Annotated in this window: 20 protein-coding genes; 7 read left to right on the top strand and 13 right to left on the bottom strand. The window is 72.2% G+C overall.

The genetic code is table 11. The features are described from left to right. The first annotated feature begins 7 nt into the window (after nucleotides 1-7). A complete protein-coding gene (locus HG542_RS00330) occupies nucleotides 8-715 on the top strand; it encodes a DsbA family protein (RefSeq protein WP_171077898.1) in 708 nt (235 codons plus the stop codon). Here HG542_RS00330 and HG542_RS00325 read toward each other — a convergent pair. After that, nucleotides 682-1,968 (bottom strand): ATP-binding protein, encoded by a 1,287-nt coding sequence (locus tag HG542_RS00325; protein WP_171077897.1) that lies wholly within the window; start codon nucleotides 1,966-1,968, stop codon nucleotides 682-684. The two genes, HG542_RS00330 and HG542_RS00325, sit on opposite strands and share 34 nt — an antisense overlap. A gap of 208 nt (nucleotides 1,969-2,176) precedes the next feature. Here HG542_RS00325 and HG542_RS00320 point away from each other — a divergent pair, with 208 nt between their 5' ends. The 3 genes from HG542_RS00320 to HG542_RS00310 all read left to right on the top strand — a co-directional run bounded on the left by HG542_RS00320 (nucleotide 2,177) and on the right by HG542_RS00310 (nucleotide 5,471). Further along, a complete protein-coding gene (locus HG542_RS00320) occupies nucleotides 2,177-2,812 on the top strand; it encodes a PadR family transcriptional regulator (protein ID WP_171077896.1) in 636 nt (211 codons plus the stop codon). Further along, nucleotides 2,809-4,374: an MFS transporter gene (locus tag HG542_RS00315; protein ID WP_171077895.1), complete on the top strand. Its 1,566-nt coding sequence runs from the start codon at nucleotides 2,809-2,811 to the stop codon at nucleotides 4,372-4,374. The genes HG542_RS00320 and HG542_RS00315 overlap by 4 nt, the downstream gene beginning before the upstream one ends. Nucleotides 4,375-4,472: 98 nt before the next feature. Beyond that, the gene (locus HG542_RS00310; protein WP_229922759.1) at nucleotides 4,473-5,471 is read left to right on the top strand and encodes a beta-ketoacyl-ACP synthase 3; all 999 of its coding nucleotides are present in this window, start codon (nucleotides 4,473-4,475) and stop codon (nucleotides 5,469-5,471) included. Nucleotides 5,472-5,484: 13 nt separating this feature from the next. Here HG542_RS00310 and HG542_RS00305 read toward each other — a convergent pair whose 3' ends face one another. The 4 genes from HG542_RS00305 to HG542_RS00290 form a co-directional block, all read right to left on the bottom strand. Continuing rightward, nucleotides 5,485-6,498: a ketoacyl-ACP synthase III family protein gene (locus tag HG542_RS00305; RefSeq protein WP_171077894.1), complete on the bottom strand. Its 1,014-nt coding sequence runs from the start codon at nucleotides 6,496-6,498 to the stop codon at nucleotides 5,485-5,487. Between the two features lie 107 nt (nucleotides 6,499-6,605). After that, entirely contained in the window at nucleotides 6,606-7,715 is a 1,110-nt protein-coding gene (locus HG542_RS00300; RefSeq protein ID WP_171077893.1) for a beta-ketoacyl synthase N-terminal-like domain-containing protein, read from the bottom strand. After that, nucleotides 7,712-8,941: a beta-ketoacyl-[acyl-carrier-protein] synthase family protein gene (locus tag HG542_RS35880; protein WP_171077892.1), complete on the bottom strand. Its 1,230-nt coding sequence runs from the start codon at nucleotides 8,939-8,941 to the stop codon at nucleotides 7,712-7,714. The genes HG542_RS00300 and HG542_RS35880 overlap by 4 nt, the downstream gene beginning before the upstream one ends. Beyond that, a complete protein-coding gene (locus tag HG542_RS00290; protein ID WP_218038987.1) occupies nucleotides 8,928-9,197 on the bottom strand; it encodes an acyl carrier protein in 270 nt (89 codons plus the stop codon). The genes HG542_RS35880 and HG542_RS00290 overlap by 14 nt, the downstream gene beginning before the upstream one ends. Nucleotides 9,198-9,373: 176 nt before the next feature. On the opposite strand from HG542_RS00290, the gene HG542_RS00285 reads away from it, so the two are divergent. Beyond that, entirely contained in the window at nucleotides 9,374-10,609 is a 1,236-nt protein-coding gene (locus HG542_RS00285) for an LLM class flavin-dependent oxidoreductase (RefSeq protein WP_171077891.1), read from the top strand. Nucleotides 10,610-10,653: 44 nt separating this feature from the next. Here HG542_RS00285 and HG542_RS00280 read toward each other — a convergent pair whose 3' ends face one another. Further along, nucleotides 10,654-11,031 (bottom strand): hypothetical protein, encoded by a 378-nt coding sequence (locus tag HG542_RS00280; protein ID WP_171077890.1) that lies wholly within the window; start codon nucleotides 11,029-11,031, stop codon nucleotides 10,654-10,656. Between the two features lie 638 nt (nucleotides 11,032-11,669). Between HG542_RS00280 and HG542_RS00275 the strand changes: the two genes are divergently transcribed. Then, complete coding sequence (locus HG542_RS00275; RefSeq protein WP_171077889.1) at nucleotides 11,670-11,930, top strand: hypothetical protein; 261 nt, start codon at nucleotides 11,670-11,672, stop codon at nucleotides 11,928-11,930. Between the two features lie 37 nt (nucleotides 11,931-11,967). Here the strand turns inward: HG542_RS00275 and HG542_RS00270 are convergent, their stop codons facing one another. Beyond that, a complete protein-coding gene (locus tag HG542_RS00270; RefSeq protein ID WP_171077888.1) occupies nucleotides 11,968-12,144 on the bottom strand; it encodes a DUF397 domain-containing protein in 177 nt (58 codons plus the stop codon). After that, a complete protein-coding gene (locus tag HG542_RS00265; protein WP_171077887.1) occupies nucleotides 12,141-13,040 on the bottom strand; it encodes a helix-turn-helix domain-containing protein in 900 nt (299 codons plus the stop codon). Before HG542_RS00265 ends, HG542_RS00270 begins: the two co-directional genes overlap by 4 nt. A gap of 186 nt (nucleotides 13,041-13,226) precedes the next feature. Here HG542_RS00265 and HG542_RS00260 point away from each other — a divergent pair, with 186 nt between their 5' ends. Further along, nucleotides 13,227-14,789, top strand: coding sequence for an FAD-dependent monooxygenase (locus HG542_RS00260; protein WP_171077886.1), 1,563 nt, complete (start codon nucleotides 13,227-13,229; stop codon nucleotides 14,787-14,789). 37 nt (nucleotides 14,790-14,826) lie between these two features. Here the strand turns inward: HG542_RS00260 and HG542_RS00255 are convergent, their stop codons facing one another. The 5 genes from HG542_RS00255 to HG542_RS00235 form a co-directional block, all read right to left on the bottom strand. Further along, entirely contained in the window at nucleotides 14,827-15,705 is an 879-nt protein-coding gene (locus HG542_RS00255; protein ID WP_171077885.1) for an NADP-dependent oxidoreductase, read from the bottom strand. A 230-nt stretch (nucleotides 15,706-15,935) separates the two neighbouring features. Then, complete coding sequence (locus HG542_RS00250) at nucleotides 15,936-17,147, bottom strand: cytochrome P450 (protein ID WP_171077884.1); 1,212 nt, start codon at nucleotides 17,145-17,147, stop codon at nucleotides 15,936-15,938. Then, nucleotides 17,144-18,751 carry an FAD-dependent monooxygenase gene (locus HG542_RS00245; protein ID WP_373313178.1) on the bottom strand — a complete coding sequence of 536 codons (1,608 nt, stop codon included), beginning with the start codon at nucleotides 18,749-18,751 and terminating at the stop codon, nucleotides 17,144-17,146. Before HG542_RS00245 ends, HG542_RS00250 begins: the two co-directional genes overlap by 4 nt. Nucleotides 18,752-18,755: 4 nt before the next feature. Continuing rightward, the gene (locus HG542_RS00240; RefSeq protein WP_171077883.1) at nucleotides 18,756-22,043 is read right to left on the bottom strand and encodes a ferritin-like domain-containing protein; all 3,288 of its coding nucleotides are present in this window, start codon (nucleotides 22,041-22,043) and stop codon (nucleotides 18,756-18,758) included. Further along, nucleotides 22,043-23,572, bottom strand: a complete 1,530-nt coding sequence (locus HG542_RS00235) for a flavin monoamine oxidase family protein (RefSeq protein ID WP_171077882.1) — start codon at nucleotides 23,570-23,572, stop codon at nucleotides 22,043-22,045. Before HG542_RS00235 ends, HG542_RS00240 begins: the two co-directional genes overlap by 1 nt. Nucleotides 23,573-23,810 lie beyond the last annotated feature (238 nt).

Here is a 23,810-nt window from a genome sequence, read left to right as displayed (position 1 = left end):
CCGCCGGATGACCCGTCGCCCCCGACAACCCCGTCTCTACTTCAACTTCCGGAGCCCCTACAGCTGGATGGCCCTCCGGCAGCTCGACGCGCTCCTCCCGCCCGGCGCGGAGCCCGTCGACCGCCACCCGTATTGGGATCCGGACGCGGAGATCCGCGCCGCCCTGGCCCGGCGCGGCGCCGAGGTGCTCTACACCCCGATGACCAAGGCCAAGCACCTGTACGTCCTCGCCGACACCAAGCGCCTCGCCCGCCACTTCGGCTACGTCATGGCCTGGCCCGTCGACGTCGACCCGTGCTGGGAAGTGCCGCACCTGGCCTGGCTGCACGCCCGCCGCGGGGGCACGGAGGAGGTGCTCTACCGGGCCCTGGTGGCGGCGCGCTGGGAGCGCGGGGAGGACATCTGCGACCCGCACGTGCTGCACCGCGTTGCGCAGGAGGCCGGGCTGGACGGGCCCGCACTGGCCGCGGCGCACCGCGACCCCGGCATCCGCGAGGAGGCGGTGGAGGCGCTGGAGGCCGCGTACCACGACGATGTGTTCGGGGTCCCGTACTTCATGGCGGGCAGACAGCGCTTCTGGGGCCTGGACCGCCTCGGCCTCTTCCTCCGGGCTCTGACGGCGGAGTCCGGGCCGGAGCCGCTGGAGGGCGTGCCGCACGAGGTCCGGCATGCGGTCGGCAGCTACGACCGGGACACGGCGGGCGGTTGCGGCTGACGGGGCAGGGCCCGCTCCGGAGGAGCGCAGGCACCGCGCTGGGCGACCCAACTGGCCACCTCCACCCGGGAGGAGACCTCCAGCTTCTTCAGCACCTGCCGGACGTGGTTGACGGCCGTCCACTCGGAGATGCCCAGCCGCCGCGCGATCGCCCGGTTGGTCAGCCCCAGCGCCACCAGTTCGGCCACCTGCCGCTGCCGCCGGGTCAGCAGGCACGGCGGTTCGTGGCCGGCCTCGCGCAGGAACGTACGCGTCGTGCGCAGCAGGGAGAACCGCCGCTGTCCGTCGCCCTCTTCGTGTGCCTGGACGAACTGCTGGTCGACGAGAGTCTCCAGCAGCCGACGGGCCTCGGCCGGCCGGCTGCCGGCTGCTTCCGCGTCGTGCAGGGTGAAGTCCGTCTCCAGCCTGGCCAATCGTTTCAGCAGGGCCGTGGCGTCGGGCGACAGCGTGTGCAGATGCTCGGCCAGGGCCGTGCGCAGGCTCGTGTGCCGCCACGGCGGTATGCGCCGGCCGCCGGTGAGCTCCTCCAGTCCCGAGCGGACCGCGGCGGCCAGCGTGGCCGGTTCGTGGATCCTGAACCGGGCCGCGGCGTATTCGAGGGCCAGCGGGAGTCCGTCCAGCTCGTGGCAAAGGTCGGCGATCGCCGACCGGTTGCCCTCGGTCACCGTGAAGTCCGGGCGGATCGCCGCCACGGCGTGCAGGAGCAGGGCCACCGAGGGGATACGGACGAGCCGGCCCGCCGGAAGCACCTCGCCAGGGCGGGGCGTCGGCAGCGGCCGTACCGGGAAGAGCCGTTCGCAGTGGACGCCCAGGGGCGAGCGTCTGGTGGCCAGCACGTCGACCGTGTCGTCGGACATCAGCAGATCGACGACGGCGAAGGCGAGTTCGGGCGCCGCGAACTCGCAGTTGTCCATGATCAGCAGCTGCCGGCCGCCGCTGCCGGGCAGCGGGTCCACCGTGCCGGGCCCGGGGGCGCCGTGGCCCGCCGCGCCCGGCGAGGGGGCGAAGTCCACCGTGTGGACCCGGTGCCGGTGGCAGGCGCGCAGCTGTTCCCCCACCGCGGCCGCCAGTCGGCTCTTGCCCACGCCGACCGGGCCGGTGAGGGTGGTGAGGCGGTGCCCGGCGGTGATCCGGCGGCAGAGCTGCTCGATGTCGGCGGCTCTGCCGAAGAGCGGCGACAGGGCCGATCCGGCCGTACCGTCCGGGTCGCCGTCGTGCGCAGCCCGGTGAACATGTCGCGGACCCCCGACCATTCGCCAACCGCCCCCCGCTCGCGACCGGTGTGTGGTCAAGTGCCCACCCGTCGCGATGAACTGACGCTCTCTCAGGCTCCATCAGGAGGATAGGGGAGCTCCTTGCCGAAAAGCGAGCAGAATGCACCGGTCCGGCTGCCGGCCCGGGGCGGTCCGTCCTATGCTTCGCATGGACTACTCCAACTGGAATAGATGGAGGCCCGATTCGATGGCCGCGCCGAAATCACCGAAATCACCGAAGCTCAACCTGATCTCACTGGCTCTGCTGGAGCTGCTGGACGAGGAGGACATGCACCCCTACGAGATGCAGCAGCGGCTGCGGGACCGCGGCAGGGACCGCCTGGTCAAGCTGACCGCCGGCTCGCTCTACCACTCCGTGGAACGCCTGGAGAAACTGGGTCTGATCACGGCCGTCGAGACCAATCGGCAGGGCCGGCTGCCCGAACGCACGGTGTACGCCATCACCGCCGACGGCCGCGCCGCCTTCACCGACCGGCTCCGCGAGATGGTGGCCACCCCCGACCGCGAATACCCCGCCTTCCCCCTCGCGCTGGCCTTCCTGCACTCGCTGGAGCGCGACGAGGCCATCGAGCGCCTGACATGGCGCTCGACGATGCTGGAGGCCGAGATCGCCGCCGAGGAGGCCGTGGCCGGGCGGCTGACCGAACAGGGCACGGAGCCCCTGTACTTCCTCGACCTCACCTGGCAGATCGCCGCCCACCGCAGCCAGTTGGAATGGATCCAAAAGACGATCCAGCAGCTGAGCACGAACTCCCTGACCTGGCCCGCGCCCGCCTCCGCACGCCGTGCCGCCGCTCCGGGCGAGGACGGAGATGACCGATGACGCGGTTATCCACGCGCAGCCCGTGGCTGGGGCTCGGCGCGCTGTGCCTGGGCCTGTTCATGATCCTGCTCGACACCACGATCGTGAACATCGCCGTGCCGAACATGCTGACCAGCCTGCACGCAGGACTCGACCAGATCCTGTGGATCGTCAACATCTACATCCTCGCCTACGCGGTCCCGCTCATCGTCGCCAGCCGCCTGGGAGACCGCTTCGGCCGCAAGCGGCTCTACGTGACCGGTCTGGTCGTCTTCACCGTCGCCTCGGCACTGTGCGGGCTCGCCGACACCGGCGGCTCCCTCATCGCCGCCCGCGCCCTCCAGGGCGTCGGGGCGGCCCTGATGAACCCGCAGACCCTCGCCTTCATCAGCGTGCTGTTCCCGGCCGAGAAACGTGGCGCCGCGTTCGGCATGTGGAGCGCCGTGGCCGGTGTCTCGACCATCGCCGGCCCGCTGCTCGGCGGGCTCATCGTCGAGAAGCTCGACTGGCACTGGATCTTCTTCGTCAACGTGCCGGTGGGAGCGGTCGGTCTGCTCCTCGTCCTGCTATGGGTCCCCGAGTCCCGCACCGCCACCGCCCACCGCTTCGACCCGCTCGGGGTCGTACTGCTCACCGGCGCGCTGGCCGCCGTCACCTTCGGCCTGCTGGAGGGCAGCCGCTACCACTGGGGGACGATCGCGGGCCCGCTGTCCATCCCGCTGCTCCTGGGCGGCGGTTGCGTGCTGCTGGCCGCCTTCGTGCTCGTCCAGCTGCGCTCCACCGACCCGCTGGTCCCCTTGGGGCTCTTCGCCCACCGCAACTTCGCGCTGGCCAACGTCGTGGCCACGGCCGTGGGCTTCGCCATGGTGAGCCTGCTGCCGCTGATGATCTTCCTTCAGGGGGTCCTGGGCCTGACACCGCTCCAGGCCGGGCTGCTCACGGCACCGGCATCCGTGATCGCCTCGGCCATCGCCCCGTTCGCCGGATTCCGCGCCGACCGGACCGGCGGCAAGTACTTGCTGATGGCCGGGCTCCTCTCCTTCGCCGCCGGCATCGGTGCCGCGGCCCTGGTCGCCAAGCCCGACATCAGCAGCTGGTGGGTGCTGCCCGCGGTGGCGGTGCTCGGTGTGGGCATCGGCCTGCTCTTCACGTCCATGACCACCGTCGCCGTGGGGGACGTGACCCCGGAGCTGTCCGGAGCCGCCTCCGGCGTCTTCAACACGACCCGGCAGCTGGGCCAGGCGCTCGGCACCGCCGCCGTAGGTGCCCTGCTGCAGAGCACGCTCCACCACTCGCTCGGCGACGAGGCCACCCGCTTGAGCGCCCAACTGCCCGATGCCTACCGCGCGGGCTTCGTCAAGGCCATCACGGCCACCGGCGACAACCCCCTCTACGTCCAGGCGCCGAAGCACATCGGAGTGCCGGGGCCCGTGGGGGAGCAGCTGCGGCAGCTGGGGACCGAGGCGTTCGGCAACGCCTTCGTCGAGGCCATGCGCTGGACGCTGTTGCTGCCCCTGGGCTTCACCCTCCTCGCGGCGGTTTTCTGCTTCGGGCTCAAGCCACGACGGCGTACGGCCGGGTAGCGCGCGGGTGTTGCGGGGTTCCGCAGTTGTCCCGGGACGCCGGACGGGCCGACACTCGGGCCGTCCGGCGGTCGTCGACAGGAGACGGAGGAGGGGGATTGGCGAGAGACCACCCTGCACGGCGCGCGGGCCTGCGGGCCACATCCGGGGCCGCGCACACCGCCGTCCTGGGGCTCGCCGGAGCCCGGCCCGCCCGTGTGGTGGAGAACGAGGAGTTCACCGCGGTCCTCGACACCACCGACCACTGGATCCGCAGCAGGGTCGGCATCGTCCGCCGCCGCTTCGCCGCCCCCGACGAGTCCGTGGCGGACCTCGCGGTCCGGGCGGGGGAGAAGGCCGTTGCGGACGCCGACCTGACGCCCTCGGCGATCGACACGGTGATCGTGGCCACCTGCACGATGCCCAGTCCCATCCCCAACGCCGCCGCCCAGGTGGCCGACCGGATCGGCATCGAGGCCGCCGCCGCCTTCGACCTCAACGCGGCCTGCGCGGGCTTCTGTTACGCGCTCGGCACGGCGTCGGACATGGTCCGGGCCGGCTCGGCCGGGCGGGTGCTGGTCATCGGCGCGGAGAAGCTCACGGACTGGGTGAACCCGGCCGACCGCAGCACCGCCATCATCTTCGCCGACGGCGCCGGGGCCGTCGTCGTCGGACCGGCCGCCCGGCAGGCCATCGGCCCGGCCGTGTGGGGCAGCGCGGGCGACCGGGTGGCGACGGTGGGGATCTGGGACCGCACCCACCTCACGCAGGAGGGGCTGTCGGTCTACCTGTGGGCCACCAACGAGATCGCGCCCGTCGCCGAACGGGCCGTCGAACGCGCCGGACTGACCCTGGCCGACATCGACGCGCTCGTCCCGCACCAGGCCAACCTGCGCATCGTGCAGGCGATCGGCCGGCAGCTCAAGGAGCGCGGCGCCCGCGCGGACCTGGTCGTCGCCGACGACATCGTGGAGTCGGGCAACACCTCCTCCGCCTCCATCCCCCTCGCGCTGGACCACATGCGGGCAGCGGGCAGCATCTCCACCGGGGACGTGCTGCTCCTCGTCGGCTTCGGCGCCGGACTGTCCTACGCGGCCCAGGTGATCGAGTGCCCGTGACCCGCCCGGGCCCTCACGCGATCTCGACGACCGCCGCGGCGAAGGTGAGCCCCACCCCCACGGCCAGCAGCAGGAGCCGGTCCCCGGAGGCGACCCGCCCGCTGCCCACCAGGAATTCGAGGGCGAGCGCCTGGTCGGCCAGACCGGTGTGCCCGATGTGGCGCCCGTGATCGGTCCACGTCGTCCGGCTGTCGTCGATGCCCAGAGGCTCGCACAGCGCCCAAGTACGCCACTGCAGACCCATGTTGGGCACGAGGAACCAGCGGATCTCCTCGTGGGCGACACCGGCCTGGCGCAGCGCGTCCCGGGCCGTGTCCCGCACCGCGTTCTGGAACTGCGTGCGGAAGGCCAGCGGCCCGATCTTCTTGTAGAGGGCCTGCTTCCGCTTGCGCAGCTTCAGCGGCAGCTCTCCGCGCGTGGCACCGGCCAGCAGAGAGCCGCGAGCGACCTCCTCCATCGCGGGCAGGGCGGAGAAGGAGGTGGCGAGCAGCCGCGCGAAGCCGCCGCCGTCGTCGTCCGACAGCACCACGGCGCTGGCCGCGTCGCCCCAGATGTAGCCCTCCTCGGAGCGGTATCGGTCCCAGCCCGGCAGGCAGAAGCGGTCGGCGGTGGCCACCAGCGCGGTGTGGGTGTCGGTGGAGCCGTGGAGATAGCGGGCGGCGACGTCCAGCATCGTGATCCCGCCGCTGCACCCCTGGCGCACCTCCATATTCAGGGCGGTCGCGCGGATGCCGAGGTGCCGGTGCAGATAGGAGGCGGGGGTGGTGTGCTGGGGGTCCCACTGGCACCCGTAGATGACCAGGTCGACGTCCGCGGCGGGTGTGCCGGCCTCGGCGAGCGCCTTGCGGGCGGCCGTCGTCGCCATCTCCGGCGGGGTCTCGTCCTCGGGGGCGACGGGCACGCCCAGGATCCCGTTCTTCGCATGCTCCTCGGGCGAGTAACTGCCCGCGGTCACCGCGCTGTCGGCGGAACAGATCTGGGGCAGCGCGGTGCCCAGCCCCTTGATGTGGATCCCGTCATACCGCATGCCGCTCTTCCTCTCGCAGGGTGATCGCGCCCCGAAGGGGCGCGGGGCGGTGACATATGCGGCTCCGCCGCGCGGGCGCGACCGGCCACGACGAGCCCGCAGTCGACTCACTGCACTTCCCGCGGAGCGCTTGGGCGTACGACGCAAACGGCCAGTCCGCAGTCGGCGTCCGCCGCCAGGACGACGGCGACCGCCGGGCCCGGCCGGGGATCCGCCTCCTGCCGGGCGAGGACCTCGGCCAGCTGGACCGTCGCCATGGCGCCGAAGCAGTCGCCGAAGTACGGTTCCGGGTCCAGCCACCGGGTGCCGGGCCGGCCGAAGCGCCGACGGGCCGCCGTGCGCCAGAGCGCGTCGGACGCGGCCCCGGTCCCGGTCGCGGAGACGGCCGTGACGGCCTCGGCGGACACCGCCGCCCTGGCCAGGGCGGCGTCGATGACGTCGGCGTACGCGCCTTCTGTCACCGGGCCGCCCGGGCAGGCCACTTCGGTGGCGAGCAGCTCGGCCCGCGGCACCCGCCCCGCCCGGCGTGCCGTCCCCGCGTCCTCGACCACGAAGAACACCGCCGCCTCGCCCTGGAACCGGCGGCCGTCCGGATCCCGTCCGGCCCGGGCGACCCAGGCGTTGGGGGGCGTGAACTCCTCCACCGCCCCGGCCAGTACGGTGCGCGCGTACCCGCCGCGCAGGGCGGCCACGGCGTGCCGCAGCGCGACCAGGCCGCTGGTCCGCCCCGCGGACACGGTGACGTTCGCGCCGCGGGCCCCGAGCCGGATCGCGGTCTCCGCCGCGGAGCCGTTGAGCGCGCCGTTCGGGAAGAGCGCGGGGTTGACCATGTGCGGGCGCGCGGCGAGGAAGGTCTCGCGGCCGAACCAGTAGCCCCGGGAGACGCTGCCGGCGCTGGTGCCGACGGCCACCCCGACGCAGTCGCGGTTGCCGTCGCCGATCTCCAGTCCGCTGTCGGCGACGGCGGACTCGCAGGCGACCAGGGCCAGTTCGGAGCTGCGGTCGGTGAACCGGGTGGCCTTGGCGCCCAGCAGCCCCGGACCGTCGAAGTCCACGGCGGCGAACGCCTCCTGCACGGGCAGCACTTCGGCGAAGCAGCCGTCCGTGCCGCCGGGGCGCCCCGGCGGCACGGCCAGGGTCCGATGGAAGGCGGCGCGGCCGACGCCCGCCGGCGTCACACTGCCCCAGCCGGTCAGCACCGGCGGCTCGCCGTTCACCGCTCCACCCGCCCCAGGACGACGATGGCGTTGTTGCCGCCGAAGGCGAAGCCGTTGTTCTGCGCCACCCCGATCAGGCCCGGCCGGGCCCGGCCCGGGACCGCGTCCAGCCACGCGAAGGCGGGGTCGGGGCGGGAGAAGTGCGCCGTCGGCGGCAGGAATCCGTGCCGGATGCCCAGGACGGTGGCGATCGAGGCGAACGCCCCGGCCGCGCCCATCGTGTGGCCCAGCAGCGACTTGAGCGCGCCGATCGGCGGCACCGTGTCCCCGAAGACGGTGCGCAGCGCCTCGGCCTCGATGCGGTCGTTGATGCCGGTGCCCGTTCCGTGCGCGGAGACGTAGTCGATGTCGGCGGGCCGCACCCCTGCCCGGTCGTGCGCCATCCGGATGCAGCGCACGATCCCTTCGGGGTCCGGCCGCACCGGGTACTTGGCGTCGCAGGTCAGCCCGTAGCCGAGCACCTCGGCGTAGACGGCGGCGCCGCGTTCGAGGGCCGCCGCGTACGGTTCGAGGACCAGCGCGGCACCGCCCTCGGCGGCGGTCATGCCCTCCCGGTCGCGGTCGAAGGGCGCGCACGGCCGGGCGGCCAGGGCGCCGATGCGGTGGAAGCCCGCGTGCGTGAACCGGTTGACCGCGTCGGCCCCGCCGGTGACCGCGAGGTCGGCCTCGCCGGTGCGCACCAGGTCGTAGCCGTAGCCCAGGGCGTAGTTCGACGCCGAGCAGGCGGTGCCCACGGTGACGGCCTCGCCGCGCAGCCCCAGTTCGTGGTTGACGGCAGCGGCGATCCGGCCCGCGGGCAGCTTGCGGGCCAGTTCCCCGGGGGTCGCCGGGAGGCCGTCGGCCACCCAGCCCTCGGCGAGCTCCACCAGGGTGGTGGACTCGCCCGAGGCGGTTCCCATCACCACGGCCGTGCGCGCGCTGCGCAGCCGGTCGTCCGTGAGCCCGGCGTCGTGCACGGCCAGACGCGCCGCGGCGGCCGCGAACTGCCCGCTGCGGCCCCAGGACTTGGGGTCGGTCCTGCGCAGCAGCGTCTCCGGCCGGAAGTCCGGCACCTCGCCGGTCAGCGTGATCGGGAAGCCCGTCGCGTCGAAGGTCCGGGCCGGTGCGATCCCGCACCGGCCGTCCTGCACCGCGCGGCAGAACGCACGGGCGCCGATGCCGATGCCCGACACCGGCCCGACACCGGTGATCACCACCCGGCGTCCGGGCGCATCACCAGCCGGCACGGCTCGCGACGACCTCGTAGGCGGAACGGAGCGTGATGAGCCGGGGCAGCTCGTCCTCCGGGATCTCGACGCCGAACCGCTTCTCCAGCCGGACGAGCAGCTCGATGAGGATCAGCGAGTCGGCGCCGAACTCCTCGGTGAACGACTCGGCAGCGGCGACCTGTTCGGGGTCGGCCTGGACCAGTTCCGCGATCAGGTCGCGCACCTCGTGCAGCCGGTCCGTGTCGATCCGGCCCGGGTCGCGTGCTGTGGGCACCGCGGTCTCCCCTCGTCTCCCGCTCTCCGGCAGCAGGCTTGCACCGGGACGGGGGCCGGGCAACTGTGGAATGCCGCAGTTGACGGTGCCGTATCGGGCTGAAGAGTATGGCGGCACTCAACGCTCAACTTCTCCTGTTCGGCAGCGAATTGGGTCGCCCTGCGGAAGGGATCGCCATGCGGTTCGGGCTGTTCTACGAACTCCAGTTGCCCCGCCCGTGGCAGCCGGACTCCGAGCTACGGTCCGTGCACGAGACCCTGGAGCAGATCGAGCTGGCGGACCGGCTCGGCTACGACTTCGCCTGGATGGTGGAGCACCACTTCCTGGAGGAGTACAGCCACTGCTCGGCCCCCGAGGTGCTGCTCGGCGCGGCGAGCCAGCGCACCCGGCGGATCCGGCTCGGGCACGGGATCATGGTGCTGCCGCAGCGCTTCAACCACACCGCGCGGGTGGCGGAGCGGATCGCCACCCTCGACCTGCTCTCGCACGGCAGGGTGGAGTTCGGCTCCGGCGAGTCCACGACCGAGGCCGAGCTCGGCGGCTTCGGCGTGGCGCGCGGGACCAAGCGCGAAGAGTGGCTGGAGGCGCTGGGCGCGGCGGCGCGCATGTTCGTCGAGGAGCCGTTCGCCGGGCACGACGGGACGTTTCTGTCGATGCCTCCGCGCAATGTGATTCCCAAGCCCCTGCAGAAACCGCACCCTCCGCTGTGGACCGCCTGTATAAAACGGGAATCCCTGGCCGCCGCGGCGGAAAAGGGACTGGGCGCGCTGACTTTCTCCTTCGTGGAACCGGAGGATGCGCGCAAATGGGTCGGTGAATACTATGCGGCGCTGGAGTCGCAGGCCTGCGTCCCGGTGGGTTTCTCGGTCAACCCGCAGGTGGCGATGACGATGTATGTGATGTGCGACGCCGACGACGCACGGGCCAGGATGCGCGGCCTGGACGGCCACCGGTTCTTCGCCCGTTCCCTGGCCTATTACTTCGGGGTCGGCTCGCCCGCGCCGGGCCGCACGGACCTCGCCACGGAGCTGGGCCTCGACCTGTCCCGCCCGCGGGGCGCGGAGAGCGCACCGGAGCGGCTGGACGGGGCCTTCGGCGCGGTGGGCAGCCCGGACAAGGTGCGTGAGGTGCTGCGGCGGTACGAGGCAGCCGGCGTGGACCAGATCCTGCTCATCGCGCAGTCCGGGCGGATCCGGCACGAGCACATCTGCGAGTCGATGGAGCTGTTCGCCCGGGAGGTGATGCCCGAGTTCCACGAGCGCCACGAGCGGCTGGAGCGCGAGAAGATGCAGCGGCTGCGCCCCGCGATCGAACAGGCCCTCGCCCGCCGGGAGTCCCCCCGCCGGGCCGCTCCCGGCTACCGCATCCCGCCCACGGCGGGCCCCAAGCCGCCTGTTCCGCCAGGCCGGTGAACCGGGGCCGGCAGGGGTTTTCCGTTGTTCCGGTCGGGCTCGGCCTACAAAGTCAAAAGAGACTCGAGGGAGCGCAGCTGCCGGCGGATCTCGTCCAAGGGCAGGGTCTGGGCGCGGTCCAGGACGAGGTAGATGAAGACGCCGCCCTCGCGCAGTCGCGGCAGCGGCCGGATCATGTGCAGCTCTCTGTCCAGCGTGATCAGGATGTCTTCCACGCTGTCCGGGGCATACCCGAGGAGCTCCAGCGTGTACAGCTTGGCGCGCATGACATCGCTGTCCCCGTAGGCGACTTTGTCCATGTCCAGACCGCTGCCGCGGTCCAGGCAGCCCAAGACCCTGCGCTGCTGGAAATCGACTATCGCGACACCGGTGGCCCCGTCGATCGCCAATGCCTGTTCCAGGACTGTTCCCACGGTGTCCATGCGTCCACGACCTCCTCCGAGCAGGATCCCGAGAGGGCGCGGCTGCGCCCGGGGTCACCGGCTCCTCAGGGCATGCACGCTAGCGGAGATGACGCACATCACGCATGTCCGGAGCTGCATGGGGTCGGCGAGGTGTTCGTCCTGTGCCTGCCGGAGCAGGCCAGGGCGTCCTCGGCGGCGTGGTGCGCGGTCCCGCGTCGTCGTGCTCCTGGGGGCGCGGAGCCTGCTGGTCCACCTGCGGCGGCAGCAGGAGCGCGTGCCGCGCCTCGTGCCCGGTGCCCGTGTCGAGACCGTCTCCAGCACCGGGCACGGACCGCAGATCGACCACGCAATCGTGGTCAATTCGCGCATGGTGGAGTTCCTCGACTCCATCGACGCCCTCGACCGACGCGCGGGGCCTCGGCTGACACGGCGTCGGGCCCGCCGCGCCCGGACCTGCGGTTTGGATCAACAGCCCTGTTCCTTATATCGTTTGGCGCTGGAACCGTGGAGGGAAGCGCCTGATGGCAACCAAATTTGAGCAGGTTGACGAAGCCGAAAAGGATGCGCCGGGAGTCGAGCCGGTCGCCGTTCCGGTCGGCGGTCAGGAAATCACAACGTACTGGCGGAAGATTCATCACGATGATCTCAACCCGGCAGTGACGGAAGACGTGTTCACCGTCGAAATTCTCGTTCCGGTCGTCGGCACCGAGGAGTACGAGACCGGCGAGACGAACGAGGACGGCAGCCTCGTGCTCGCCACCCGGCCGTGCGTGACCCACGAGCGGCGCGAGGTGGACCTGGGCAAGGAGTCCATGGACAAGTTCCTGGAGGCCCTCAAGCCGTTCCTCGCGGTCTCCCGCGAGCCCCAGCCGATTCCTGCGCAGGGGCGGAAGCGGAAGTCCAAGGCGTCCGCCTAGGGGTTGCCGCCGGGCGCGGCTGGGCCTGATTGCCGGCTCAGCCGCGTGCCGCGGTGCGGACGAATCGCACCCATTCCGCTCGTGCGACGGTGAGATGTCGTCTCGTCGCGTCCTTGGAATCCCTTATGCGGACGGAATCGTCCGTGACGGCCACTTCGACGCACGCTCCGCCCTCATTGGTGCTGTGGCTGCTTTTGAACCAGACTGCTCTCATGTTTCTCCCAGCAACTTCTCGATTGCCGTCAGGGAGTCACGGGGCGTGAGGGCCTGGGCCCGGATGCTGCCGTAACGTGCGGCAAGCATACGGACCTCTTCCTGATCCGAGATCAGTTTGCTGGCGTTCTGCACTTCCAGATAGGCGACCTGCGGTTGTCCTTTCGGGGTGATCAGGATGAATGCCCCGCCCAGTCCTGCGTGTTCGGTGCGGTCCGTCGGCATCACCTGGAGCTGCAGGCTCCGCATCTCCCCGAGCCGCAGCAGATGTTGCAGCTGTCTGCGGTGAACCTCGCGGCCGCCGAGCGGGCGGTGCAGTACCGACTCCTCGATGACGCTTGTCACGAGCGGTGCGGGCCACCGCGTGAGGAGCTCCTGCCGGGCCAGTCGGGCGGCGACCCGCTGTTCGATCGTCGGCTCGTCGAGGAGCGGCATGCGCATACCGAACAACGCGCGGGCGTGTTCCTCGGTCTGCAACAGGCCGGGAAACACCTGGTTCCCGTACTCGTGGAACTCGACCGCCTCCGCTTCCAGCCGCGCGTAATCCCTGAACCACACCGGATGCCGGATCCGCATGGCCTGCTTCGCCCGCTCCACCGCATCCGACGCCGCCGTCAGAACCCCACCCGCGTCGAGCAGTTCGTCCACCGCCGTCAGCAGCGCCGGCTGCGGCACCCGCCGCCCCTGTTCGACCGAGGCGATCGTCTCCTCGCCGTATCCCAGCCGCCGCCCCAGCTCCCGCTGCGTCAGCCCGGCGCGCTCGCGCAGCGCCTTCACCTGACGTCCCAGCACGCGGAACAGGTCCGCCGCGCCCTGGTCGGCATCCTCGTCCGTGGGGTGCGCCAACCTCACCACCCTCCCCTTGCCGTACACAAGTACAGCTACCACTCCAGCCATCTCGCGGCCACCTTAGAGTCGCGCGGACACGCTCGGTGACGCGAACCGAGGTATTCACACGCCCGGGGTGCGGCACCCCCGAAGAAGTGGTCGATGGCCGGATTTTTTCCGCCAAGTCCTGACGATCTACCGCCCCGCCGGGGCACAGTGGGAGCACCATGCACTCCGCAGGGGGAGGAGATCGCGGTGAACGCAGCGGACGATGTCCGGGACGTGGTGGTCATCGGAGCCGGGCCCACGGGCCTGGCACTGGCCGTGGGGTTGCGGCAGTACGGGGTGGACGTGGCCCTCGTGGAGAAGGAGGCGCGGGAGAAGCGGGAGGCGCGGGCCGGGGTCATCTGGCAGCGGGAGCTGGAGGTGCTGGACGACCTCGGGTGTGCCGAAAGGTTTCTGAAGGCCGGGCTTCCCCTGCGGCGCGTCGAGGTGCACGCCGAAGGGCGCAAGGTCGGCGGGATCGATCTGACCGCCTCCCGCACGCCGTTCCCGCGGCCGCTCGCCATCGAACAGGACGCTGTGGAGCGGCTGCTGGGCGAGCGGCTCGCCGAAGTGGGCGGCGAGGTGGAGTGGTCCACCGAGGCCGTGGCCGTGCGGACGCACGAGGGCGGCGCCGAGGTCGATCTGCGCGGTGCCGACGGGACGCAGCGGACCGTGCGGTGCGCATGGGTCGTGGGGTGCGAAGGCTCCCGCAGCATTGTGCGCACATCGCTCGGCATCCCCTTCGAAGGGGACCGGCGGCCGGACCTGCAGTGCGTGCAGCTCAACGCCGAAGTCGAGTGGAAGCATCCGTACCGGCCGGACCAGAGCTTCTTCTTCCTGGAGCGCGGAGCCTCGATGGGCGTCTCGCCCCGGCCCGGCGGCGGGTACCGGTTCTTCTGCTTCCGTACCGACCCCGACCCCTCGCAGGTCGAGCCGCCGGGTGTCGAGGAGATGCGCGCGCTCCTCGCCGATACCGTCCACGACCCCGACGTGCGACTCGTGCCGACCGATCCGCCGTGGGCCAACCGGGCCCGCTTCCAGGACCGGTTCGCCGCGACCCTGCGTGAGGGGCGTGCCCTGCTCGCCGGGGACAGTGCGCACCTGTGGGCCCCCATCGGGGGGCACGGGCTCAACACCGGGCTGCGCGGGGCGCACAATCTCGCCTGGAAGCTCGCCGCCGTGCAGCGCGGCTGGGCCGACGAGACGCTCGTCGACACGTACGCCTCCGAGCAACGGCTCACGGCGCAGAAGGTGATGCGGGAGATGCAGCACGATGTGCTCGAGCTGCCGCCCACGGCTGTGACCCTTCTGGGCATGCGGACGCTCGGGCCCCGGCTGCTCGGCAGTACGTGGTTCCCGGCGCGCATCCGCACCATACTGAGCGACCTCACGATGCATCATCGCGAGGGGGTGCTGGCCGAACACCGCGCTGCACGCGGGGCGTTGCGGGCCGGCGACCGGCTGCCGGATCTTCCCGTCACGGTGGCGGGGGAGCCGCGGCGGCTGCACGACCTGCTCGCGTACGAGCGGTGGACGCTGCTCGTCGCACCCGGTGCGGACGTCGACGGAGACGAGTTGGGCGATGCCCTCGCCCGATGTGCCGTGCCCGTCGAGGTGTTCCGGCCGCGGCTCGAGCGCGGTGCGCCGGGGCGCATGCCGCGGGCTCCGCTGGTTCTGGTGCGGCCCGATCGGCATGTGGGGCTGATTACCGATCGGGCCGCGGACCTGGACGCCTATCTGCAGCGGTGGTTCGGCGCCAAGGCGGGGTGCTAGGGCGTGTCCGATGGGTCGGCGAAGCGCGTGATGTACCTCAGAAGGTGATGAGGACCTTGCCGAGGAGGCCTCCGGCTTCGAAGCTCTCGTGGGCGGTGCGGATGTCGTCGAGCGGGAAGCGGTGGGCGATCCGCAGCCGCAGCTCATCGGTGTCGACGAGCTCGGCGAGGTGGGCGAGGTCGGTGGCGTTCTCCTGGACGTAGCTCGTGCGGGCGCCCGGCACGTCGGGCAGGGGGTGGTCGGCGACGGAGACGAAGCGCCCTCCGGGGGCGAGGGCCGCAGCCACGTCCGTGCCGACGGTGTCGAGGACGGCCTCGTACCGGCCGCGGGGAAGGTCCTGCGGGCGGTGCCAGACCTGCTCCGCGCCGAGCTCCGTCGCTGCCTGCTCATGGCCGGGCCGGGAGACCAGGGCATCGACGTGGGCGCCGGTCAGGCGGGCGAGTTGGACGGCCAGACCGCCGACCGCCCCGGCGGCACCGACGACCAGAATGCGTTCGCCGGCGCTCAACTCCGTGGCCCGCAGCGCCTGCAAGGCGGTCGTCCCGGCCAGCGGAAGGGCCGCCGCGTCCGCCAACGGCACAGTGGCCGGTGCGGGTGCGAGCAGGTGACCGGGCAGGGCGACCAGCTCTGCCCAGGTGCCACGTCCGGTGGCGATCTGCGCGGACATGGCGATCACTTGGGCGCCCACCTCGTGGGCGGGGTCGTTGCTCGCGACGACGCGGCCGGAGATGTCCCAGCCGAGCGTCGCCGGCAGCGGCGGGCCGACCTCCCAGGCGCGCGTCTTCCAGTCCACCGGGTTGAGGCTGCTGGCTTCGGTGCGGATGAGGACTTCACCGGCGGCGGGTTCGGGTATGGCAACCTCGCGGAGGGTCAGGACGTCGGGACCGCCGTGACGGTCGATCTGGACAGCGCGCATGGTCGGAAGGGACCTTTCGGGAAGGGACGGGTTCGGGGATCGAACAGCGGTGCCCACCGGGGCGTTGCCGGTGGGCTGCGCGGTCCCGCTCCGGGGCAGGACCAGGCAGGTCAGGGCCAGGCCGGTCCGGCGGCCGCGTTCTTGCCCATGCCTGGGAAGCTAGAGCCTCACATCGGTGTGAGAGTCAAGGAGAACCTGCTCCGGCCAAATCGCGCAGTTCCCCGCGCCCCTTACGGGGCGCCTCCCCTACGGCGCGCCCCCGGCCGCACCATCAGCCTCTCCGGCCCATGGAACACCAAATCCTCCGCGTACCGCACCGGTTCGTCCCCCAGCATCAAGTGGGGCAGGCCCCGTAGCAGTTCCCCCAGCCCCAACTCCGCCTCCGCGCGCGCCAGTGGCGCGCCCACGCAGTAGTGGATGCCCATCCCGAAGCCCGCGTGGCGCCGTGCGTCGCGGCGGATGTCCAGGTGGTCCGGGTCCGGGAAGTGGGCCGGGTCGCGGTTGGCCGAGCCCAGGACCATGGTGACCTTTTCGCCCTCCTTGATCGTCCGGCCTCCGATCCCGTCGTCCCGGTGCGCCCAGCGGCTGATCATCTGCACCGGGGAGTCGTAGCGCACCAGTTCCTCCACCGCCGCCGGGAGCAGTTCCGGCCGTTCCCGCAGCAGTGCCAGCTGGTCCGGGTGGGCCATCAGGGCCAGCAGGCCCTTGCCCAGCAGGTTCGTCGTCGTCTCGTGGCCGGCCGTCAGGAGGTGGATGCACGTGCCCACGAGCGTGTCGTCGTCAGCCGGTTCCGCGGCCGCGAGCATGGCCGCGATCAAGTCATCGCGCCTTTCCGTACTGCGCCGCCTCCCCAGCTCCTCGCGGAAGTAGGCGTCCAGCTCCCGCGCGGCGTCGTCCGCGACCCGGAAGGCGTCCGGCCTGCGGGCCACCCGCGAGCTGGTGGCCTGCTGCAGGTCCACCGCGCGGGCGCGGAACCAGGGCCGGTCCGACCGCGGCACGCCCAGCAGCTCGCTGATGACGAGGATGGGGAGCGGGGCCGCGAAGCGGTCGACCAGGTCGGCCTCCCGCTCCGCGCCCAGTTCCGCGACCAGCCCCGCCGCCAGTTCGCGGATGCGTGGGCGCAGGCCCTCCACGATGCGCGGGGTGAAGGCCTTCGCCACCAGTGCCCGTACCCGGGTGTGTTCCGGCGGGTCCATGAAGACCATCCAGTGCGAAGCGGTCCGCTTCAAGTGCGGGCAGGTGCCGGGGATTCGGGAGGGGAGCGCCCCGCGCCCGTATCCGCGCCCGGTCAGCACATGGGCCACGTCGTCGTGGCGGAACAGGTACCAGGTGTCGTCCGCCCGGTGCACCGGGTCGTGTTCGCGGTAGTGCCGGTAAAGCGGGTACGGGTCCGCAAGGGGGACGTCCGCCGTGCGGAACGGCCCGGGGGTCTGCACCGTCATCGCGCACCTCGCACCGTGTCGACGAGCCGGCCCGGGTCCGCAGGGAGTCGAGTACCGCGCCAGGCCACATGTCCGTCCGGGCGGACGACGACATGCGGCTTCTTGTAGAGCGCGGCGACCGCCTCGTCGTCGCAGCGCGTCGTCTCCAGCGGAACCCGCCGGTCCGCGAAGGCCGCCGCCAGCGGATCGACCGGGTCGTCCGTGAACGACAGCAGGCGGAAGCCCTGCCCGAACAGGTCCAGCGTCGACCTCCTCTCGTCCAGCCACGCATGCGGGGCCCTGCCCCCCGGCACGGCATCCGTGCGCCAGTCGCCGGGGCCCTCGTCGACGACGAGGTCCGACGTGTAGCGGAAGCCGAAGTGCACGTCCGGCGCCTCGAACTCGCGCCGCACCCCGCCCCGTTCGAGCTCCTCCGCCAGCGCGGACCGGGCCCGGGCGCCGTCCTCCGAGTTGAGGAGGATCTCCTTCGGCAGCTCGCGGGCCATCGTCCGCATCAGGTTCGCATTGGCCTCCTCCAGGCTGCGCTCGGCCACCGGGCGCCGCTCGGTGTCGTAGGAGTCGAGCAGTCCGGCCCCCGCCCAGCCCGCCAGTTCGGCGGCCAGCTTCCAGCCCAGGTCCGCGGCGTCGCAGATGCCCGTGTTCATACCGAAGCCGCCGGAGGGCGACAGCGTGTGCGCCGCGTCGCCCGCCAGCAGCAGCCGGCCGCTGCGGAAGCGCCGGGCGACGCGGTGGGTGAGATACCAGACGTTCTCGGAGACGATCTCCAGCGGGGTGTCGAAGGCGATGGCCGACCGGACCATGGCCAGGGCGTCCTCGTCGAGATCGCGGGACCGGGTGCTCCCGCCGGCCGCCACCGTCAGCCGGTACAGCTCGCGCCCGTCCATCGAGCGCAGCGGGAAGCGCAGGGCGGGCGGCTGGGTGAGGAAGTGCACCAACGCGCCCCGCGCGCCCAGCTGGTGACGCAACTGCGGTGCCCGGAAGAGGATGTTGCGGAAGACCCTCGTCGCGTGCCGGGACGGTGCCGGGATCCCCGCGGCCTTGCGCAGGGAGGAGGAGGCCCCGTCGCAGGCGACCAGATAGCGGGCCCGGACGGTCAGCCGCTTGCGGGTGCGCAGGTCGGTGGCCCATGCGGTGACGCCCTCGGGGTCCTGGCGGAAGCCGTCCACCCGGCACTCGCGGCGCAGCGGCCCCTCCGGGTCGACGCCCACCTCGCGTGCCAGCAAGGGGGAGAGCCAGTGCTGCGGGCACACCTGCTCCGGCTCGGGCGTGTACGGCAGGGGCGGGCGGGTGCCGGCGGTGCCGAAGGGGATGCGGTGGATCTCGTGGCCGCCGACCGCCGTCACCCAGGCGATGTCCAGCGGGTGGTCGGCGGGCCAGCCCGCGTCTCGGATCCGCCCGGCGACTCCCCAGCGGCGGAAGAGTTCCATGGACCGCGGGCCCACCGTGCCCACCTTCGGGTGGACGACCGTGCCGTCCGAGGCGTCCAGTATCAGGAACCGTATGCCGCGGTACCGCAGGTCCAGGGCCAGCGCCATGCCGACCGGGCCCGCCCCCACGACGAGGACGTCGGTGTGGAGCATCGTCGGTGTCGTCTGCTGAGCCATGCCCTCAGGTCCCCTCACGGCGGAAGAAGTCGGCGAAAAAGGCACTCAGTTCGGCGACCTGCGCGGGCACCGGAGCGCACTTGCGCGCCGCCGCCGACAGGTGCTCGAAGCGCAGCGCCAGCGAGCGGCGCGCCACGTCCGGGCGGGGGATGCAGGCCGGTACGGCTTCGAGTTCGAAGGTCGGGCCCGCGGTGCGGCCGGGCCGTCCCGACTCCATGGTGACCAGCAGTTCCGCGAGCGGGCGCATCATGCCGGTCATCACGTCGATGGAGGCGTTCATCAGCTTCGACCGCCGCAGGCTCCCGTCCGGGCTCTCGCCGAAGTGCTGCACCATCAGCTGCAGCATCATGTGGTACGAGCGGTTGAACAGCCGCCCGACCGCCCGTGCTTCGGGGTCGGTGACCGGTTCCATGGCCGCGACGCCCGCCCCCAGGGTGGGGTTGCGCAGCACGGGGTAGGCGGGGTTCCAGGGCAGCAGCCTGCCGTGCGGGCCGGGCACGCGCTCGCTCGTCAGCACCTCTCCCATCCGCAGGAACGTGTGGAAGTGCGACGCCTCCGCGGGCCCGGCGCCCCCTGCGGGCGCCGCCCCGCCCTCGCCCTGCTCGGTGATCAGGTCGACGGCGAACAGGGCGCTGGTGAGGTCGTCCACCTCCAACTGGTAGTCCGGGTGACGGGCGTTGACGGACTCGCGCAGGAACAGGTGGTGTTCGCCCCCGCCGCGCCCCTTCTCCACCAGGAACAGGTCCGGGATGCGCTGCAGGCCCTCCCTGATGCCCGCGTACAGCTCGCTCACCGAAGTCCACGTGAAGCCCAGCGGCACCACGCGGCTGCGGCCGTCGCCGTTCTCCCGGCGCACGTCCGGGGCGAGGCCCGCCGGCTGCTCGATCGCGATGTAGCGCTGCACACTGCCGATGCTCAGCCCCTCCAGCGCGAGGTCCAGCGGCAGCGGCACCTGGGCGTTGAGCGTGCCGAAATCGATCGCCGGCACGTGGAACGGCTCGCCCAGGGCGGTGATGATGTTGTTCACCAGCAGGAAGTGGATCATCTCCTCGCGGGCCACGTTCAGCAGGCTGCCGCGGATCCCGTCGTCCAGCGTCGCCCCGCCCTGCCCGCAGGCGATCTCCAGTTGTTCCGGCGTCCACAGGCCGCGCCGCACGTACTCCTGCCCGGCGCCGTAGGCCGGTACGGAGAATGCCGCGTACAAGTACTCCAGCGTCACGGCCAGTTCGAGCGCGGCCGCCTGCTTCAGTGCGGTCCACAGCTCGCCGCGGGTGCTGATCGCCGGGCCGGTGCCCGTCTGCGCCGGGACGGTGAGCGGCGGGCGTATGCGCGCCTGCTGATTGCGCAGATAGGCCAGCAGCAGGCGCGCCTTGGGGTCGGACAGGTCGCGGGTGGGCGGCATGTAGTACGTCTTCGGTTTGTTGCGCGGGTCGCACATCTGCCAGGCGAGCTCCGCGTACGTCTCCACCTTGCACTGGTCGGCCAGGCTGAAGACCTCCGAGCGCATGAAGGTGGAGATCTGCTCGTAGTAGGCGAAGATCTCCTCGTGCAGCAGGGCGAAGTCGACGTCCCGGCGCGGGATGTCGTCCAGGTGCCAGTCGTCCGGCAGGACGCGTACGGCCAGCCAGCCGGCGCCCGCCCAGAAGCCGAGCGCGTCCGCGTCGTCGTACGCCTCCCACGCCGAGCCCGGGCCGGGCGCCACTTGCGGCGTGTCGTCCGGATCGGCGGAGAGCAGGACACGGCAGGTGCCCGCCCGCTCGCCGCGGAGCACGAGCGTTCCGTCGCCGTGCTCGTCGGTCCGTACGACGCACTCCTCCGCATAACCGCCGTCCCCGGCGCCCACGCCCAGGATCACCGCGTCACCGGTACGGGCCTGCGGGGAGCCCGCCGTCTTGTCGGCGGGCAGGCCACGGGGGTTGAAGTACTGGCGGACGTGCACCCGCTCCACGCCCGCGGGACGCCCGCGGACGTAGGAGCGCAGCGGTACGCGCACGGCGTGGTCGTCCTCGCGCACGCGGTCGCGGTGGTGCAGGACCAGGAGCGCGTCGTCGGTGTGGACGGTGGTCTCCTTCTCCGTCAGCAGCGTCACCCGCCGGCCGCCCGGGGTGGCGGCCGTCAGGCACAGGGCCTGGTGCTCCGCCTCCTCCCAGCCCGGCTCGGCGGGCACCGTGACGATGCCCGAAGTGCCGTCGCCGGCGCGGTAGACGGCCGCGGGCAGCCGGGCGACCAGGCGCCCGGACACCGCGGTCCGCAGCTCCAGGTCCCCGGCGTCCAGCGGCGGGCCGAGCCGGTGCAGCGGGCCGGGGCCCGGCTCCGTGGCGCGGGTGGTGACCGGCACCGCGGAGACCATGTTGAACTGCGCCCGCCCGGAGGCGACTTCGACGGTGAGATGGTGCAGCACGCGCTCGTGCCGGGGCACCATGAGCCGCCCGGCCGGGTGGGTGCGCAGCTCGTGCGCGTGCCAGGGGGCGATGGTGCCGCGGACGCGCCAGTGGCTCGGCGCGTCCGGGACCAGCGGGGTGGACATGCCGTCCAGCGCGAACTGCACGACGAGCCCGTCCGCCCCGCGTTCGACGGACTCCCGCAACGCCCGCACCACGGGCGAGGTTTCCGCGTCGGGCAGCCACTCCGGCCCGCCGCCGGCGCCGTCCGCGGTGACCACGAACTGGTGCACCGCGCAGTAGCGCAGCTGCGACGCCCACGGATGCCCGGCGGCCCCGCCCAGATCCCGGATCCGGGCGAAGTCCACCCAGCGCGGCGGCAGGAAGCCGCCGACCGGGCCGCTGAGCATGTAGCCGCTGCCCTCGTCGTGCGAACGCCCCACCCGCCCGAAGCCGAACCGGCCCACCATCAGGGCCGTGGTCCAGCGGGACGCCGGGTCGAGGTCGAAGATCCGGGCGCGGTTGACGGTGGTGCGCAGATACTCGTTGTAGTGGCCCCAGACGTCCACCGTCCGGCCCACCACCGGGTCGCCGACGTCTGCGCGCCCGTCCTGTCCTTCTACGCTCACGATGCGCGCATCGAGCCAGAAGTGTCCGTTGCCGTCGAAGTTCCAGCCCTTGGCGGCGCTGAACTCCCCGTCCGGATCCGGCCGTCCGTCCGGGCCGAAGCGGGGACCGCGGCGCTGCAGGTGCGCGTGGTACTCGGCGGCGGGCCGGTCCGCGAGGACCGGCACGCCGTCCGCCAGCGCACGCTGGGCGGCCAGGTCGACCAGCCCGCTGCGCGGGCCGGTCGGCAACTTGGTCGTCGCGGTGCCGGTGAAGTGCAGCCGCGGCAGGTCGAAGACGCTCATCACAACGCTCCGGCAGGGTCGTGGTGGCCGGATACCGCCGGGGCCCGGCCGCCGCCGGGCGCGAAGGACTCGACCTCCTCGACGACGCGCAGCGCCGACTCGATCGCCCCCTCGATCCACGCCGGGGCCGTCGAGCAGTGCTCGCCCGCGAAGAACAGCCGGTTCACGGGACGGCAGGCGCGCGCGAGCTCCTCCTCGCACTCCTGCGCGCTCTTGCCCCACCGGGTGGTGCAACCCCCGCCCGTCCAGGGCGAGTCGGCCCAGGCCGCGCTCACCGCGTCCAGGACCATGCCCGGCGAGAGCAGCTCGGGATGGACCTCGCTCAGCTCCTGCAGCACCAGCCGGTGCCGCCGCCGGGCCGGCATCCTGCCCAGCCGCCCGGCCTCGTCACCGATGGTGTAACTGGCCAGCAGCGCGGCCCCGCGGCCCGGGTCGCCGTCGACGGGCGGGTAGTAGGTCTGCCGGATCCGCCCGCCCGTGAACGAGGCGCCCCCGCGTATCCCGCCCTCGCGCCAGAACGGCTCGCGGCAGTGGAACGCCACCTTGGTGGCCGGGCAGTAGACGACGTCGTCCAGCACCGCCAGCTTGTCGGCGTCCAGCCCCGTCAGCCGCATCCGCCGCAGCGCCGGGAACGGAACCGTGCACACGACGAAGTCGCTGCGCCGGACGATGATGCGCGAACCCGAGCGGATCCGCAGCACCACGTCGTCGCCGCGCACGTCGATGCCCACGACCCGGTGCCCGAAGGACACCGGCGCGCGCAACCGGCCCGCCAGCCGCCGCGGCAGCTGGTCCATCCCGCCGTCCAGCCGCAGCAGCGCGGGACTGGTCTCGGTCAGGATGTCGTCGAGGAAGCTGTCCAGCCGCCCGCTGCAGCCCGCCCGGATGCCCGGGTGCGCCGTGAACAGCGAGTGCAGGTCGACCCGGTCGCGGGCGGGACCGCGCAGGTGCCGGGCCAGGTCCACATGGGCCACCAGGTCCAGCAGTTGACGGCGCAGGTCCTCGCGGAGCGCCTCGCGCAGGTCCGGCGGGGCGGTCGCGTCGACGATGGCCGTCAGCCAGGCGCCGAAGGTGACGACGTCGTCGGCGTACCGGCGGCCGGGGCAGTGCCGGGCCAGGTCGGCCCGGAACGCCTCGCGCAGCGGACCGGGCGCGTCCTTGATGCGGACGAAACCGTCCGCGGTCTGCAGAAATGCATTTTCCTCCGACAGCAGTGTCGTGAACACGCGCAGCCGGCCGCCCAGTCGCAGCCGCCGAATGTATTCGAGAGTGCGCCGGTGGTGCGTCGGAATACGCATGGCGCCCAGTTCCACGGACGGCGCGCCCGGGCCGGATCCGAAACGGTGGGTGTGGATGCGACCGCCGATACGCGTGTTGCCTTCCAGCACCTCCACCCGGTACCCGAGCCGCTCCAGCTCGTAGGCGGCCACCAGGCCGGCTATTCCGGCCCCTATGACCGTGACGTGACCGCCCCCGCCGGCCGGCCCGCCGAAGTCGCGGGCATGCCAAATCCGCGTGGTGTCGGACATGGAATTTTCCCCCCGTAAACGTGCATCAATTCCCCGTTTGAGCCCTCATAGAGTTTTCATAGACGCCTGACGAGTGCAATAAAGTTTCAGGACAGCCCGCAAACCCGTACCGGATTCTTCGGCGGTGTCGACGAATGCTTAGACGGCATACGCCAGTTGTGGTCGCGGGACGGAACCGGCGGCCCGGAACCCCGACGCCGTATCGGGCCCGTACTCCTCAGGGAGTACGAAAAGATCC

It is taken from the genome of Streptomyces morookaense, assembly GCF_013030945.1.
Lineage (GTDB): Bacteria > Actinomycetota > Actinomycetes > Streptomycetales > Streptomycetaceae > Streptomyces > Streptomyces morookaensis.
This window is presented reverse-complemented; position numbering and strand designations above follow the sequence as displayed.